Below are 15,156 nucleotides of genomic sequence, written 5' to 3' on the forward strand. Positions count from 1 at the left end.
ATGCGAACGGGACTGGATTCCCCGTCACCCGTGAGACTTGCATCTCACGATGTCTCGAACAATCCAACCCGTTGCTGATTGCCTGACATTTTTGCGCACTTGGGAGACAACCAGTTGCTTTTTTGTTACGCCTATGTAAAATCATGGTCCATTTACCGGCTATGTTCAGCCTTTGCTAAGTTTGTTAACCATCGTCCACATAGTGGTCATGCTCGGGGGAATGCCTGACCGTAACGGTTTTTGAGCTGCTCGATGGACACGTGCGTATAGCGTTGTGTGGTTTTCAAGGAGGAATGCCCAAGCATCTCCTGCACTTCCCTCAAATCAGCTCCCCCATCCAACATGTGCGTGGCTGCCGAATGGCGCAAGGCATGCGGGCTGATGTCCGGAACGCCCGCTTCACGTGCGGCCTTATGCACGATTTCACGCGCCACACGCTGGTTCAGCCGTTTACCACGCATACCGAGGAACAAGGCTCCCTCGTCTGAAGAAATACCGTTCGGGGGGACGGCTTTTTCAATCGCCAAACGAGCCAGCGCTGGCCGTCCATAATCGATCCAGTCCTGCAATGCCTGCTCCGCAGGCAATCCAAACGGAACCACCCGTTGCTTGTTGCCTTTACCGGTCACTCTGACGGTGCGATTGGAAAAGTCGACATCACGAATATCCAAAGAAACCAATTCAGCCACGCGGATGCCGGTGGCATACAGCAATTCGAGAATCGCCACATCCCGCTGGCGTTCTGCGATTTCCCTCGCCCGATCCGCGCTCCGCCCACGAGCGGAATGAGGACCATCAGCCGAGAAGTCATTGGAGATATCACGATTCTTCCGTTGCAGGGCCTCACTATGCTCAGCACAATCAAGAAGCTGCTCGGCCTGCGATTCAGTAAGTACAGTCGGCAAGGTGTTAGGAATCGAGGGGGTCATTAATGTGGCGGCCGGATTGACACCAACCACGCCATGCTCATAGCCCCAAGCGAAGAAACCTCGTACCGCTACGGTTTTGCGGGCCATACTGCTTCTGGCGTGATTGTGCGATTCCGTTGCCATCCAACTACGCAGATCATTCAGCGTGATTTCGTTCAGGCTGACCACACCACGCAACTCGAATAGGTGGAGACAAGCCTCAATGTCGCAACGATACGCTTTTAGCGTATTAGCGGATAGCCCACGATTAGCTCTCAGATAGGAAATAAAGGAGTCGACGTCACTGCTAAACCGCATACTTATCGCTCCTCTGTCGAGTCTTGCTTGTGAGCCTACTGTCAGATAAACTATAGGCACAGAGCGGCCCCATACACGGGTATCCCCTTTGCCGTGACAACGCCAACCGGCCTTGACTCAGGGAACGAAACCGTATTGGCCGCAAAGAAACGAACTTCCATGATGATTGGGGCAGTATGGCACGGCACAGCGCAAAAGGCGTCGCACAAAGCATCGAACAGGCCGAGGAACAGCACGACCATGTGGTGGCGCGGGCCGTAGATCTGACGAAAACCTACGGTGACGCCGACAGCCAGGTAGTGGCGCTGGATCATGTGAACGTGGAATTCCAGCGCGGCCAGATGACCGCAATCATGGGCCCGTCCGGCTCAGGCAAGTCCACGCTGATGCATTGCATGGCGGGACTCGACCAACCGACTTCCGGCAAGGTGTTTATCGAAGGCCTCGAAGTGTCTTCGATGGGCCAGAAGCAGCTCACCGACTTGAGACGTGCGCAGATAGGATTCATCTTCCAGTCGTTCAATCTGGTACCCACGCTCTGCGCTGAAGAGAACATCCTGCTGCCTTTGCAAATTGCGAAGAAGCCGATTGACCGCGATTGGTTCAAGCAGGTGGTCAAGGTGGTCGGGCTGGAGAAGCGACTCACCCACCGGCCAAGCCAGCTGTCCGGCGGACAGCAGCAGCGCGTGGCCTGCGCCCGTGCGATGATGGCCCGCCCGTCCGTGATTTTCGCCGATGAGCCCACCGGTAACCTCGATTCTCGTTCTTCACGTGAGGTATTGGGCTTCCTGAAGCAGTCTGTGACCGAATATGGCCAGTCCATTGTGATGGTGACGCATGATCCGCGCGCCGCCTCCTACGCTGACCGCGTGCTGGTTTTGGCCGATGGCCATATTACGCAGGATCTCGACCACCCTACCTATGAGCAGATTCTTGAGGTCTTTGCCGATGACGGTGCGGATGAGGCCGGCAAGGTGGCACAAGCATGATCAAAATCGGATTGCGCGACGCCCGCGCGCATTTCGGGCGATTCGTCATGTCCATCATCGCCATCGCACTAGGCGTGAGCTTTGTGGTCGGCTCGTTCTGTTTCCGTGAAATGATGAACAACCAGGTCTCCGACATGATGGGCACCAGCGCCGACCATGACGTATATGTTCGCGGCTCAAAAGAAGTCAAATCCGACTCCTCCGGCCTGATGGCCGCCTCGTCTTCCTCGAAAACCTATAACACCATCAACGTCGATCTGGCCTCGACCATCGGCGACGTCAAGGGCGTGAAAAGCGCGGAAGTCGTGTATTCCGTGTCCGGCACGGTGCTGGTCGGTAAGGACGGCGCGGCCGTATCCACCATGGGAGCGCCGACATTGGCCGTGGGCTTTGGCAAGGATGTGCCATGGCGTTCCGCCACATTCACTTCGGGCACATGCCCCACCTCGGACGACGAAATCGCCTTGCATTCCTTTGCCGCCGAGAAGGCGAATCTGAAGGTTGGAGACAAAACCAAAGTCGTCTACCCGGACGGGCCGAAAGACGTAACGGTAACCGGTATCTTCGATCTGGATTCCTCGCTTGCCGGTGCCATCATCATCGATATTCCACCATCTTTGGCCAAGACGTACGCCACCCAGCAAAGCGACGACCCGGATAAGACCGACCAGATCGGTATCTACGGTAACCTCAAAACCCCGCTGGACGAGCAGGCGCAGCAGGAACTCGCCGACCGTATCAATAAGGCGTTGCCTGCCGGCTCCAAAGCACATGCCATCACCGGCAACCAGCTGCGCGACGAGTCGACCCAATCCGCGCAGGAGGCACTGGGCTTCGTTCAGCCATTGATTCTTATTTTCGCGGTAATTGCCCTGTTCGTGGGCTCGTTCATCATCGCGAACACGTTCTCGATGATCGTGCGCGAATCAATGCGCGGCTACGCAGTGCTGCGATCAATAGGAGCCTCCCCCGCCCAGGTGTTCACCACGGTGATCGTGCAGGCGATTGTGCTCGGTGTGGTCGGTTCCGGCATCGGTATCGGGCTCGGCTGGGGCATGGTCAAAGGCATCGTCGCGATGATGGGTCAGATGGGCACGCCGATGACCGGATCCTCGAATCCGAGCGTCTCGGACATGCTGGTTGGTCTCGCGGTAGGCCTGATCGTCACGCTGATCGGCGCGGCGTTGCCGGCCAGTCGTGCCGCAATGGCCCCGCCCATTCAGGCAATGAACGAGACCGTGAACCCGGAGAAGCCAGTATTGACTCGCGGCATCATCGGCACCACGATGATTGTGGTGGGCGCACTGACCTGGGCCTGGACCTGCCGCATCGCAGTGGCGGACGGCGATCCGACGCTAATCGGCTGGCTCAACGACTTCGCTTCCTGGACCGGCACCGGCTGGCCGCTTGGCGTGGGCGCGGCGCTTATCGTCATTGGCGTTATTGTGGCGGGCCCGGCTTGGGTCTCCCCTGCCGGCGCGGTTTTGGGCTGGATTCCGGCGCATGTGTTCCAGGTAACGGGCCGGCTCGCCACTCGTAATCTCTCCCGACACAAGCGCCGCACCTCGAACACGGCGGCGGCCCTATTCGTGGGCGTGGCAATCGTCTCCTGCCTGAGCGTGGTGGCCACCTCGGCCAAGGCCTCGGTGAATGACATCGTCGACACTGGATTAAAGGCTGATTTCTCCATATCGTCCGCGGCATCCGGCCAGATTCCCGACAATGCCGTCGAAGCGATTAAAGGTGTAGATGGGCTGAAGTCCGTGTCTTCAAATCGAATGATTTTCGGTGCGAAGTATGACGGCAAGCAGGTCAAGGGCATGACGTTCGCGGCTCAGGATTCCCTGTTCACTGACGTGTTCGCGCCCGAAATCATTGCAGGTGACGCGAATAAAGCATTGCGTGGCGGCGAACTGGTGGTCGGCGAGGACATCGCCGACGATCAAGGATGGAAAGTCGGCGACACCGTAAAGGTGTCCACCGAGAACACGACGGTAGACGAGGAGGCCACCGCCCAGGCACAGGCCGACTATCAGACACAGGTTCAGGCTCAAATTCAATCGTTGACCGAAGAGGCGCAGAAGCTGGCATTGGCTGGCGATGCGGCGGGAGCGCAGGCCAAATCCGATGAGATTCAGCAAGTCACGCAGCAGGCTCAAAACGTGGATCCGGCAACTTTGGTGAAAACCAAGCAGGTCACGGTAATCAAGAAGCTCAAAGTCGGTGCGATCATCTCGAATTCGGTATACCGTTCGTGCGTGTTCGTCAATGATGATTTGGGCGACCAGCTGGGAACCAAGCAGACGATGTTCACCATGCAGATGTATCTGGTGGCCAAGCCGGGCGAGAATCTCGACAAGTTGGAGCAGCGCATCAAGAAGGCGGTCAAGCCGTACTACGTGATTTCGGTGATGAACCGCGACGAATACAAGTCCACGATGGGCTCGATGGTCGATCAGATTCTGTTGGTGCTTTATGCGCTGTTGGCATTGTCCATTGTGATTGCGATTTTCGGCATTGTGAACACGTTGGCGTTATCCGTGTCCGAACGCACCAAGGAAATCGGTCTGTTGAGGGCCATCGGCACGTCGCGTGGCCAGGTGCGAGGCATGTTGGGCATCGAAGCGTCCATTATCGCCGTGTTCGGCACGGTGATGGGCATGGTGGTCGGCGTCGCGGCAGGCGCTGTGATTCGCGCGGTGTACGAGGCCGACGGTCTGAGTGTGCTCGGCATTCCGTGGGATCAGCTCGGAGTGTTCCTCGTGCTCTCGATTCTGGTGGGTCTCATCGCCTCCGTCTCGCCTGCCTCTCGCGCGCTCAAGCAGCCGGTTCTGGATGCTGTTGCCTCGGAGTAACTGCTGCCACCTCGCAATATTCACTGATATCTCGGAGTAACCCAATAATCTCGTCATCATTCGTCTCGCCCAGCGACAGATATTCAGGAAATAGCCCCTTTCGTCCTGAACTTCTGTCGCTGAGTCGCAGTCAGCAACAGGATTTTAGGGTGAAGCCGTTTATTTCCTGAATTTCTGTCACTGAGTTACTGTCAGCGACAGTATTTCAGGGCGAAGCCACTTATTTCCTGAATTTCTGTCGCTAAGCAGTCGTTACGGCCTCGGAGGCGTGACCGGACGCTCCGGTATCGGCTTCAATGTGGCGATTTGCTCCTGATGAATCGTCACGTTTTGTGCTGGACGAGAGCCGTTGGCCGCGGCGTCACGCACCAGTTCCAGCGTGTAGCCGTCCCATGAGACCACATGACCCACGTAATCGCGGAATTTCATACGATGGTCAGTGGGATCCACGCCCTCGGTAACACGCACCACCACTCGCGCGCCTGTTGGAATTTGCCTGGGCAACGTCATAATCATCATCCCCTTGCCGTTCCCGATATATCAACTTCGATACGCATTCCACTGTACTCGTCGTACCTGTGAGCAACGGTATTGACTACATGGCAGGGCGCAGCTGAATAATCGCCTGACGCGGGTTGACGAAGCCGATGATGGCTTCACCTCTGCGCGCGGAAAACAGCAAGGTCTGCTGCCAACCGGATTCAGGAACGGTAAGCTCGCGTTCCGGCAAGCTCTCGGCTGCACCGTCACTCGCATGTGTGAGTGCGGACTTGTACTGGCGGAACGGGTTGCCTTCAGCAAAGAACCGAATCACGTCGGTTTCGTCGCCGTCATGCAATTGGTCGGCCATATCAGTCAGACGCTTGGCCATACGGCGAAGCAACGCTTCGACATTCAACGCATCCTCCTCGACCATCGCACGCGTGCGATTAGGGTCGGTCAGAGCCACACGGGTCATATCCCTCCAGCAGCCAGCGGCCAATGCGGCCGCAATATTGCGATCGGGGTAGGCAGACAGTTCGTTGATCAACGCGGTGGATACCACGTGTGGCATATGGGAGATCATTGCCGCAGCTTTGTCGTGCGTCTCATCGTCCAGCACGATGAGACGGTTGCCAACACCCTTGGTAATCAAAGCGGCCACGTCAAGGAATCGTTGATAATTCGTGGCACTATCAACGGTCACCGCCCATAGTGCATCATCGTACAGATGCGGGTCTGCAGCCTGCCAACCGGACAATTCGTTGCCGGCCATCGGGTGGGCACCCACATAGCACTCCCCCAATCCGGCGGCTTCGACCTGCTCGCGAACCATGCCTTTGACCGAGCCCACATCAGTGATGGTGGTACGCGGATGTTCGCCCATAAGAGGAGCCAACGAGTCAAGCATTGCAGGCATGGCTTTCAGCGGATTGCACAACACGACCACATCCGGCTCAGCATCCATGAGCTCAGCCAATGTGCTTTTGCAGAATATGCCATCTGCCTCGGCTTGAGCATAAGGATGCGGGCGATGGTTCCATGCGACTACACGTATGCCTCGCTCGGCCAGGCGCCGGGCAAGAGAACCGCCAATCAGTCCCAGTCCAATGATTCCGACTGTATTTACCACAGCAATTCCCTCCTGGCCTCTTCGGTGTGCTGCCAGCCTTCTGACGGATGCTCAGCATCGACATGGACACCACCTTCGGGCAACATCCATGCATCAACCGGCGGGCTGGGACGTTCACGACGTGGGTATACAGCCAGGGTCTTAGCCCAATCACCATGTTCGGCGATTTCTTCGAGCACGGCATGGAACTTGGGCTCCCGCGGCGCGGCATCAAGCGTGGCGATGAAACTATAAGTGCCATCGTTCCCCTTTATGGGGCGGGAAATGAAGCTGGTCATATTCAGTCCTGCGTCACGCAGCACATCAAGCAGATCGGCCAATACACCAGGACCTGTGACCAGCGGAATGAATGTGATGATGGTTTCAAAATCGTCGGCATTATTGCGGTGCGCGCGGGCATTGAGATCCTGAACCACATCTCGCGGAGCAATGACAAGGAATTCAGTGCGGGCTCCCTCGAAATCCTGCACATGTTCGGCAAGGGTATCCAGGTTGTACAACTCACCACAGATGCTGGGACCGAGCGCCACTTGGCCGGGCTGCAAATCGCGGCAGGCAGCGGCATTGGACGATGAGGGCTCGGGCTTGAGATGATGTTCGGCGATGAATCGTTTGCATTGCGCCAGACCATGTGCGTGAGCGCTGACGATGCCGCCGGTGCAATCATAAATGCCGTGACCTCGCACCGTGAAAGCATTAAAGGCCACATCCACACTGACACGGGCAAAACCCGCTACATCAGTGGCATCAATCAGGGCATCGAGGTTGGGCACCACATACCCTTCGACGTTGTTTTCCCAAGCGATCACGCCCCAACCCTGACGCGATTCGACGGCTTGCATGATGGCAGGTACATCCGGTAGAGCAACGAGGTCAAAGTCCCCGAGCGGTGCGAACCGATTGGCGGCCGTCATTGCCGCCTGATGGGTGAATGTGCCCTCCGGGCCCAAATAGAACAGTTTCATGCGTGCCATAAGGTTCTATGGTAGCGGGTTTGAGGGCGATGGCTGCGCTTTTGCTCAGCGATGGTCTCTATCGGGATTGCTTCGGCATAACGCTGAACCAGCGTGCGGGAAGGACGAGCAGGATCACTTGGACGAGAATCAGGCCGTAGAGCCAGATGTATCCGGCATGCTGGGTGAAGAACGGCATCTCGCCTTGGAATCCGGCGACAATCAGCGCCTTGCCTGAAGTGGTGGTCAGGGCCATGCCCCAGACAGTCAGGGAAGATGCGATGAGATGCAAAGCCAGACCAACCACGCCCATGCGTGAGCGGGCACACCATGTCGACAGGCCGATAATCAGGAACGCAAGAACCAATCCGTATGGAATGTTCAATTCAGCCCCCATACGATGGGCGAACGTGCCCACAAAGGCAGACGCCACGCCCGCCGCAATCGTGATCGATACTTTGACCAGCACGTTCTGACGATGCGACCACGGACGCAAATCGGTATTGCTCTTCACAGTCATGCGTTTCAGTATAGATATAGACATGCCCCCGCTGGCGGGGGCTGTCGAACGAAGTGAGACTGGGGGTGGTTTACGATGACCACCCCCAGTCGGCTCCGCCGACAGCCCCCCCCCGCCAACGGGGGCAATTCGGAATCACTTACCCTGCTGGGCGGCGTTCTGGCGGCGCTGCTTGGCGCGCCACTTGTACCAGTCCTCGCGGCCGAGGATGATCTTGCGCACGCGGATGGACTCAGGGGTGACTTCCACGCACTCGTCCTCGTTGGCGAAGTCCAGGGACTCCTCGAGGCTCATCTTGATCGGCGGGGTCAGGGTTTCAAGCACGTCGGCGGTGGCGGAACGCATGTTGGTCATGTGCTTGGCCAGCGTAATGTTCACATCCAGCTCGTCGGGCTTGTTGTTCACGCCCACGACCTGGCCCTCGTACACCGGAGACTGCGGCTCGACGAAGAAGTTGCCACGGGCCTGCAGACGCTGCATGGCGTACGGGGTGGCCACACCCTGACGATCGGAAACCATGGAACCGTTCTGGCGGATGGTAATCTCGCCAGCCCACGGCGCATAGCCGGCGGACAGGGAGGAGGAGATGCCGGTGCCGCGGGTGGCGGACAGCAGTGCAGTACGGAAGCCGATCAGACCGCGGGACGGCACGGTGAACTGCAGACGAACCCAGCCGGAGCCGTGGTTGGTCATGCCGTCCATGCGGCCCTTGCGGTCTGCCATGAGCTGGGTGACGGTACCCATGTACTCTTCCGGCACGTCGATGGTGGTGTTTTCCATCGGCTCGTTGACCACACCGTCGATCTTCTTGGTGACCACCTGGGGACGGCCGACGGTCAGCTCGTAGCCTTCGCGGCGCATCTGCTCGGCGAGCACGGCCAGCGCCAGCTCACCACGGCCCTGGACTTCCCAAGCGTCGGGGCGATCGGTGGGCAGCACCTTGATGGACACGTTACCGATGAGCTCGCGGTCAAGGCGATCCTTGATCATGCGGGCGGTGAGCTTGTGATCCTTGCCTTCGGTGCCGGCCAGCGGGGAATCGTTGGTGCCGAAGGTCATGGAGATGGCCGGGTCATCGACGTGGATGAGCGGCAGCGGCTTCGGATCGTTGGGGTCAACGATGGTCTCGCCGATCATGATGTCGTTGACGCCGGCGACGGCCACAATGTCGCCGGGGCCTGCGGACTCGACCGGGATACGGTCAAGGCCCTGGGTGCGCAGCAGTTCGGAGACGCGGAAGTTCTCGAGAGAGCCATCCACACGGGACAGACCATAGGTCTTGCCCTTCTCAAGGGTGCCGTTGTAGATACGGACCAGGCCGAGTCGGCCGAGGAAGTCGGAGGAGTCGATGTTGGCCACGTGAGCCTGCAGCGGAGCACCCTCTTCATATTCCGGAGCCGGAATGGTGGAGATGATGGCTTCGAACAGCGGCTCAAGGTTGTCGTTGTCCGGCAGGCCTCCGTCGGCGGGCTGGTTGGTGGAGGCGTAACCGGCCTTGGCGGCGCAGTAGATGACCGGCATTTCGAGCAGCTGATCGAGATTCAGGTCGATGCCCTCGTGCTGCACATCGTCGGCCAGGCCGAGCAGCAGGTCGGAGGTTTCGCCGACGACCTCTTCGATACGGGCGTCAGGGCGGTCCACCTTGTTCACGCACAGGATGACCGGCAGCTTGGCTTCGAGTGCCTTACGCAGCACGAAACGGGTCTGCGGCAGCGGGCCTTCGGAGGCGTCCACGAGCAGCACGACGCCGTCGACCATGGAGATACCGCGCTCGACCTCGCCACCGAAATCGGCGTGGCCGGGGGTATCGATGATGTTGAGGGTGATGCCCTCCGGGTGGCCGTACTTGGCAGCCAGCGGGCCGGTGTATTCCACTGCCGTGTTCTTGGCGAGGATGGTGATGCCCTTCTCGCGTTCCAGATCGTTGGAATCCATCACACGATCCGGCACTTCCTCACGCTCGCTAAACACGTGGGACTGCTGAAGCATGGCATTGACCAGGGTGGTCTTGCCGTGATCGACGTGAGCCACAATCGCCACATTACGGATATCTCCACGAACCGCCATCGAAACCTCTCTTAATACTGATTTTCTTGCGTAATCGTTCGGTACTTGCGTTCTCGAGTACTTGCTCTTGGATATCTACCTGTACCTACACACAAACCGTCACGATGTTACTGGCACACCTTGACACACAACGGGCCCGGCTTTCTGAGAATTAGTCACATGTCATCTGGCTTGCGAGACTTGTTGTATTCCACACTCTCGACTCCCCTCCCTGAGGGGAGCTGTCGCCGTGGGCAACTGAGGGGGCGCCAAGTGCATCCCTGAATGTATCCCTGAATCTCCCCTGAATCATCCCTGAGTACAGCATCGTCATGGGTAGTTACTGAGTAACCTGATATCCAACGATAGTTACTCAGTAACCTTCGCCCAAGGCAAACCGTCTATGCAAAGGGGATGCGGTATGGCAATCAGAGAAGCGCTATTAGCACTGTTGGAGCGAGGCCCGGCCAGCGCCTATCAGCTTAAGAAGGACTTCGACCGCACCATCGGTCTGACTTGGCCGCTCAATATGGGGCAAGTTTCCACTACGCTGCAGCGGTTGAACCGCGACGGACTGATTGAAGAGACCGCGCCGACTACTAGCGGATCCAATGATGTCGGCACCGCAGCGGCCGCACCATTATGGCGATTGACCAATTCCGGCGCCCAAGAGCTTGACCGATGGTGGCGCTCCCCCATTACCCCGGAACAACGCGGACGTGACGAACTAGTGATGAAGCTGGCCGTCGCCGTGGAAATACCCGGCCTCGATGTTTCCGAACTCATCCAACACCAACGCCACGCTTTGCAGCAACTGCTGCACGACATCACCCGACTGCGCCGGCAAACACCGCCCACCGAACTCGCCACACGTCTAGTACTCGACCACCATATTTTCATCACTGAAGCGGAATTGCGCTGGCTCGATACCGTGGATGAGACCCAGCTGCGAGCACAACTGGCGCAGCACCCCGTTTCGGCACCTCTCACGGCAAGCTCAGCCGCACTCACCGCCACCATTCAATAGTGCATAGGAGCACATCATGACTTCTCCCGTTCTTTCTTCTCTCCCGCAATCTTCCCCATGCGCGCTGGAATTACACGACGTCACTCGCGTTCACGGCAAAGATGCACGTCGTGTCACCGCGCTCAGTCACGCCAATCTCACGCTTCGCCCGGGTGAATTCGTGGCCATCATGGGCCCCAGTGGTTCCGGCAAATCCACTTTGCTCAATCTTGCGGGCGGGCTCGATGTGCCCACGCAGGGGCACGTGCTGGTCGAAGGCCGCGATCTGGCCACACTGTCAGTGGCCGAACGCGCGGCCATCCGCCGCAAATCGATAGGCTACGTGTTTCAGGATTTCAATCTGCTGCCTTCCCTGAGCGCAGCCGAGAACGTGTCGTTCCCCTTGGAATTGGATGGCTGGAATCCCCGCAAGGCACGTGAGGCCGCGATGCAATCCCTCAATGAAGTGGGGGTAGCCGATATGGCTGATCGCCGACCTGAAGACATGTCTGGCGGCCAGGCGCAACGTGTGGCGATTGCCCGCGCACTGGTCGGCCCACGCCGTCTACTACTGGCCGACGAGCCGACCGGAGCTCTGGATTCCAATGCCGGCATGACGATTCTCGAAGTGTTGCGCACCCGCGCAGATCGCGGCGCGGCCGTACTGCTGGTCACTCATGAGCCTCGCTTCGCCGCCTGGGCCGACCGCACGGTGTTTTTGAAGGACGGCCGTATCATCGATGAAACCGGCTCCAGCAATATGGATGATTTGCTCAACCTTGAGGAAAGGGGAGCATGATGGCACGCGCAGCCCTCAATAATCTTGCCAATGCCACCGTCGGTCGCTCTGCCCAAATTCCCCATGCCGCTAGGCCAAGCCTTGGCGCACGTTGCAACCGGTATCGGGCCGCGCTGCGACTCGGCTGGCGCGACGCACTACGGCACAAGGCCCGCACCCTACTGTCCTTGCTGCTGGTAATGCTGCCAATCGCCGCAATGGTGGCCTCCATCGGTATGACCACCACCATACCGCCCACCAGATCGCGTGCGCTGGCGACAATCCCGGCTGATACGCAGGCGGTCATCACCGCCACCGCCAGGCCCCGCACCGGCCAACCGTTCCGGCAGTCACCCGAAAGCGGCGGCGTGTGGCAGGACGATCCCTCCCAGCAGCCGGCCTCGGCCGCCGAGCTTGCGAAGATTCTGCCGCAACAGGATCGGCTGCTCCCGTATTGGCAGTCGCCCGAACTCATCGCCATCACCGGCACCGCGTTGCAACCCGGCGAACAGACCAAGGCTGGGATTGACGTGAAAAGCGGGAACGACATTGATCTGAACGCGGCCTCCACCGCGACCATGACCGAGGCTTCACCTGAGGCATTGCAACGAATGTTGCCGAAGCTGGTCAAGGGTTCGGCGCCGCAGAATAATACGCAGATTGTCATCAGCCGCACATTGGCGGATAATCTCGGCGCTTCTCTCGGTAGCACGGTGACGTTCGTCGCTCCGCCGTTCGATGGCTGGATGAGCCTGGACGGGCGCATCGGCGAGGCGGTGGCCGACACTCAGCGTGCTTGGACAGTCAGCGGGCTGACCGATGAATCCGAAGCCGCGGCATGGGGCTTGGAAGGCTGGATGTCAGCCATATTGGAATCTGATGGCGTCGGCGTGGATGGCCATTATTTGGTGGTCGGTCCAGAGCCGGTCACGTGGGCGCACACCCGCAGCATGAACCTGTTGCAGGCCATCGTCATTTCCCGCCATGTGCTGACTGACGGCTATCCGCCCGCATCGCAGCTCTACCCGATACAGATCGATGCGGCTACCATGTTGAACCACATGGTCACTGTGGTCATCACCATGCTGGTGGGTATGCTGCTGGTACTGTTTCTGGTCACGCCCGCGTTTACGGTGTCGGCAGATCAGTCACGTCGTGTGCTTGGGCTCGCGGCCGCATCCGGTGCTGCACCACGTGACCTCAGTCGAATCATTTCCTCGCAAGGTCTCGTTATCGGCGCCATCGGTGGCGTGCTGGGCTCGGCATTGGGATTCGCGCTTACCTTGGCGGCCGGCCCTGCGATAGGTGCATTGCGCGGATCCACGCCGCTGGAGATCCTGCACGGATTCTCGTGGAGCTCGCTGCCGATGGGTATTGTCACGGCAATCATCATTGGATTTGCCGCGACGATTGCGCCGGCTCGGCATGTGGCGCGTATGCATCCAGTCGATGCGTTGAAGGATCGCCCGACAAGAGAGGAAATCGGCTACGGTGAATCCGCGAATGGCGTGGATACGAAGCTTCGCCGTAATCCTTTGAGACTGCTCCGTGTTGCGGTTGGTCCGATTCTGGTCTTGGCCGCCATCGTATGCGCCGCGCTCAGTCTGACATTGCCATTGCCCACGCTGGCCGATCACAATCCGGGCGCGGTTCCGGCCGGAACCGAAGCGCATATGGCTCTGCTTGTTGCCACGATTTTGTTGGCTGTCATAGGGCTTGCGTTGTCGATTCGCACTTTTGCACGGTGGTGCGGCAAAGCGAGTTCCCAACTGAACATCGGCGCACGCCTGGCACTCAGGGATGCAGCCGAGCATCATCGACGGTTCGTTCCGGCGGCATGCGCGGTGCTGATTACCATGTGCATCGCCTCGTACACACTGGTAATCACCGGCTCCATGGTGGCGGACCAGCGAAATTCCACGATGACGATGACGTATGGACCGTCGGGGATGGCCATTGGGGCCGACGTGCATGTCAGCAATGAGTTCGACCGTGCTGTGGTGTCGGATGCGATACGCCGGCTTGGCAAAGAGACACCGATACGCGCTCATTACCCGGTGTACACCGAGGATGTCAAGCGATGGTCAAAGCTCAATGATACGACCGAAGTCGATTCCGACAAGTTGAACGCCGAACACGGCTACATGTATGCCGCTGCATTGCTCCCGGCCGGTCACACTTGTGATAACCCAACGATCCAAGAGCAACCGGACACGTCCACATGGGTGGGCCAGGATGCCGCTTCGGCCCTGTATCCAAACGTTCCGATACGTTGTGTGCCGATAGACCGGTCCCATCAGCCAACGTATTCGAATATACTGCCGAGTTTCCGCGGCGTGAATCTCATTATGGATGGCAATGCGATGCGTTTGTCCGGCTTCCCGAACGCGGATGAGGCGGCACAGGTGCTTGATGCGGGCGGTGTGGTGGTCGGCGATGCCGGCACAATCGACGCGGGAGGTATGGTGCGTGTGGCCATTTCGCCGAATCCGGCAATTGCAAACGAATCTCAGGCCACACATATCGAGAAGCGCAAGGCCATCTACGTGCGCGGCGCGTACCCGCTGGTGATGAGCCCGGCAACAGCACAGGCGCTCGGCATCAAACAATTGCAGTATCTGGGTGAGTATCTAGACTTCGCCGGTGGCAACTCCCCCATTACCGTAAAGAAGGCCTCAGCTTATGCAATCGAAAATCTGCCGCTAGCATCCACGAGCACTGACGGGAATCGCCTGCCGTGGGGTGACAATATGGCATTGGTGCCCATTGGCCTGTTGGCATTGCTGGCACTGATGGCCACGCTCGTTTCATTGCTGCTGGCTCGCACGCAGGCCCAGCGCGACATGGCCACGATGGTCGCCGTGGGCGCGCCACCCCGATTCCTCAGACGTTACGGCCTGACGCAGGCTGCGGTGATTCTGCTGGCCGGCGCGCCAGTGGGCGTGGTATCCGGCGTGGCGTTGGGATGGCTGCATGTGGCATGGAACCGCAGGATCGGCGTGGACGGTCATTGGCTGGAAACCGTGCCGATCTGGGGATTGCAGGCGGCGCTGGCATTCGGCGTAGTGGCAACCGGACTGCTGGTGGCGTGGCTGGTCACAAAACCACCGCGCAATCTCACCCGTCGCTCCCTCGATTGATCAGTGACATACGGCAACTCTTGCCGTGTCA

The 15,156-nt window shown here is 58.9% G+C and carries 11 protein-coding genes; 5 read left to right on the top strand and 6 right to left on the bottom strand.

Translation table 11 applies throughout. From position 1 onward, the window contains the following. Positions 1 to 206: 206 nt before the first annotated feature. Positions 207 to 1,226, bottom strand: coding sequence for a tyrosine recombinase XerC (locus NBH12_RS07635; protein WP_025332341.1), 1,020 nt, complete (start codon positions 1,224 to 1,226; stop codon positions 207 to 209). A gap of 176 nt (positions 1,227 to 1,402) precedes the next feature. Between NBH12_RS07635 and NBH12_RS07640 the strand changes: the two genes are divergently transcribed. After that, entirely contained in the window at positions 1,403 to 2,215 is an 813-nt protein-coding gene (locus NBH12_RS07640) for an ABC transporter ATP-binding protein (RefSeq protein ID WP_003830620.1), read from the top strand. After that, complete coding sequence (locus tag NBH12_RS07645) at positions 2,212 to 5,070, top strand: ABC transporter permease (protein ID WP_250819336.1); 2,859 nt, start codon at positions 2,212 to 2,214, stop codon at positions 5,068 to 5,070. The genes NBH12_RS07640 and NBH12_RS07645 overlap by 4 nt, the downstream gene beginning before the upstream one ends. Positions 5,071 to 5,322: 252 nt before the next feature. On the opposite strand, the gene NBH12_RS07650 is transcribed toward NBH12_RS07645, so the two are convergent. The 5 genes from NBH12_RS07650 to typA all read right to left on the bottom strand — a co-directional run bounded on the left by NBH12_RS07650 (position 5,323) and on the right by typA (position 10,222). Next, positions 5,323 to 5,580, bottom strand: coding sequence for a DUF6725 family protein (locus NBH12_RS07650; RefSeq protein WP_015438932.1), 258 nt, complete (start codon positions 5,578 to 5,580; stop codon positions 5,323 to 5,325). 85 nt (positions 5,581 to 5,665) lie between these two features. Then, positions 5,666 to 6,682 carry a prephenate dehydrogenase gene (locus NBH12_RS07655; RefSeq protein ID WP_016462762.1) on the bottom strand — a complete coding sequence of 339 codons (1,017 nt, stop codon included), beginning with the start codon at positions 6,680 to 6,682 and terminating at the stop codon, positions 5,666 to 5,668. Further along, positions 6,676 to 7,656 (bottom strand): prephenate dehydratase, encoded by a 981-nt coding sequence (locus tag NBH12_RS07660; protein WP_016462761.1) that lies wholly within the window; start codon positions 7,654 to 7,656, stop codon positions 6,676 to 6,678. The genes NBH12_RS07655 and NBH12_RS07660 overlap by 7 nt, the downstream gene beginning before the upstream one ends. Before the next feature lie 58 nt (positions 7,657 to 7,714). Then, positions 7,715 to 8,155: an alcohol dehydrogenase gene (locus tag NBH12_RS07665; RefSeq protein ID WP_052787555.1), complete on the bottom strand. Its 441-nt coding sequence runs from the start codon at positions 8,153 to 8,155 to the stop codon at positions 7,715 to 7,717. Between the two features lie 135 nt (positions 8,156 to 8,290). Beyond that, positions 8,291 to 10,222 carry a translational GTPase TypA gene (gene typA, locus NBH12_RS07670; protein ID WP_003830614.1) on the bottom strand — a complete coding sequence of 644 codons (1,932 nt, stop codon included), beginning with the start codon at positions 10,220 to 10,222 and terminating at the stop codon, positions 8,291 to 8,293. A 400-nt stretch (positions 10,223 to 10,622) separates the two neighbouring features. Here typA and NBH12_RS07675 point away from each other — a divergent pair, with 400 nt between their 5' ends. Genes NBH12_RS07675 through NBH12_RS07685 form a run of 3 tightly spaced genes read left to right on the top strand, consistent with a single transcriptional unit; the run spans position 10,623 to position 15,125 of the window. Then, positions 10,623 to 11,228 carry a PadR family transcriptional regulator gene (locus NBH12_RS07675; RefSeq protein WP_003830613.1) on the top strand — a complete coding sequence of 202 codons (606 nt, stop codon included), beginning with the start codon at positions 10,623 to 10,625 and terminating at the stop codon, positions 11,226 to 11,228. Between the two features lie 16 nt (positions 11,229 to 11,244). Next, positions 11,245 to 12,006 (top strand): ABC transporter ATP-binding protein, encoded by a 762-nt coding sequence (locus NBH12_RS07680; protein WP_015438937.1) that lies wholly within the window; start codon positions 11,245 to 11,247, stop codon positions 12,004 to 12,006. After that, the gene (locus NBH12_RS07685; protein ID WP_025221842.1) at positions 12,003 to 15,125 is read left to right on the top strand and encodes an ABC transporter permease; all 3,123 of its coding nucleotides are present in this window, start codon (positions 12,003 to 12,005) and stop codon (positions 15,123 to 15,125) included. Before NBH12_RS07680 ends, NBH12_RS07685 begins: the two co-directional genes overlap by 4 nt. Positions 15,126 to 15,156 lie beyond the last annotated feature (31 nt).

Source organism: Bifidobacterium sp. M3-N-101, assembly GCF_023656805.1.
In the GTDB taxonomy this organism is placed as follows: Bacteria; Actinomycetota; Actinomycetes; order Actinomycetales; family Bifidobacteriaceae; genus Bifidobacterium; species Bifidobacterium breve.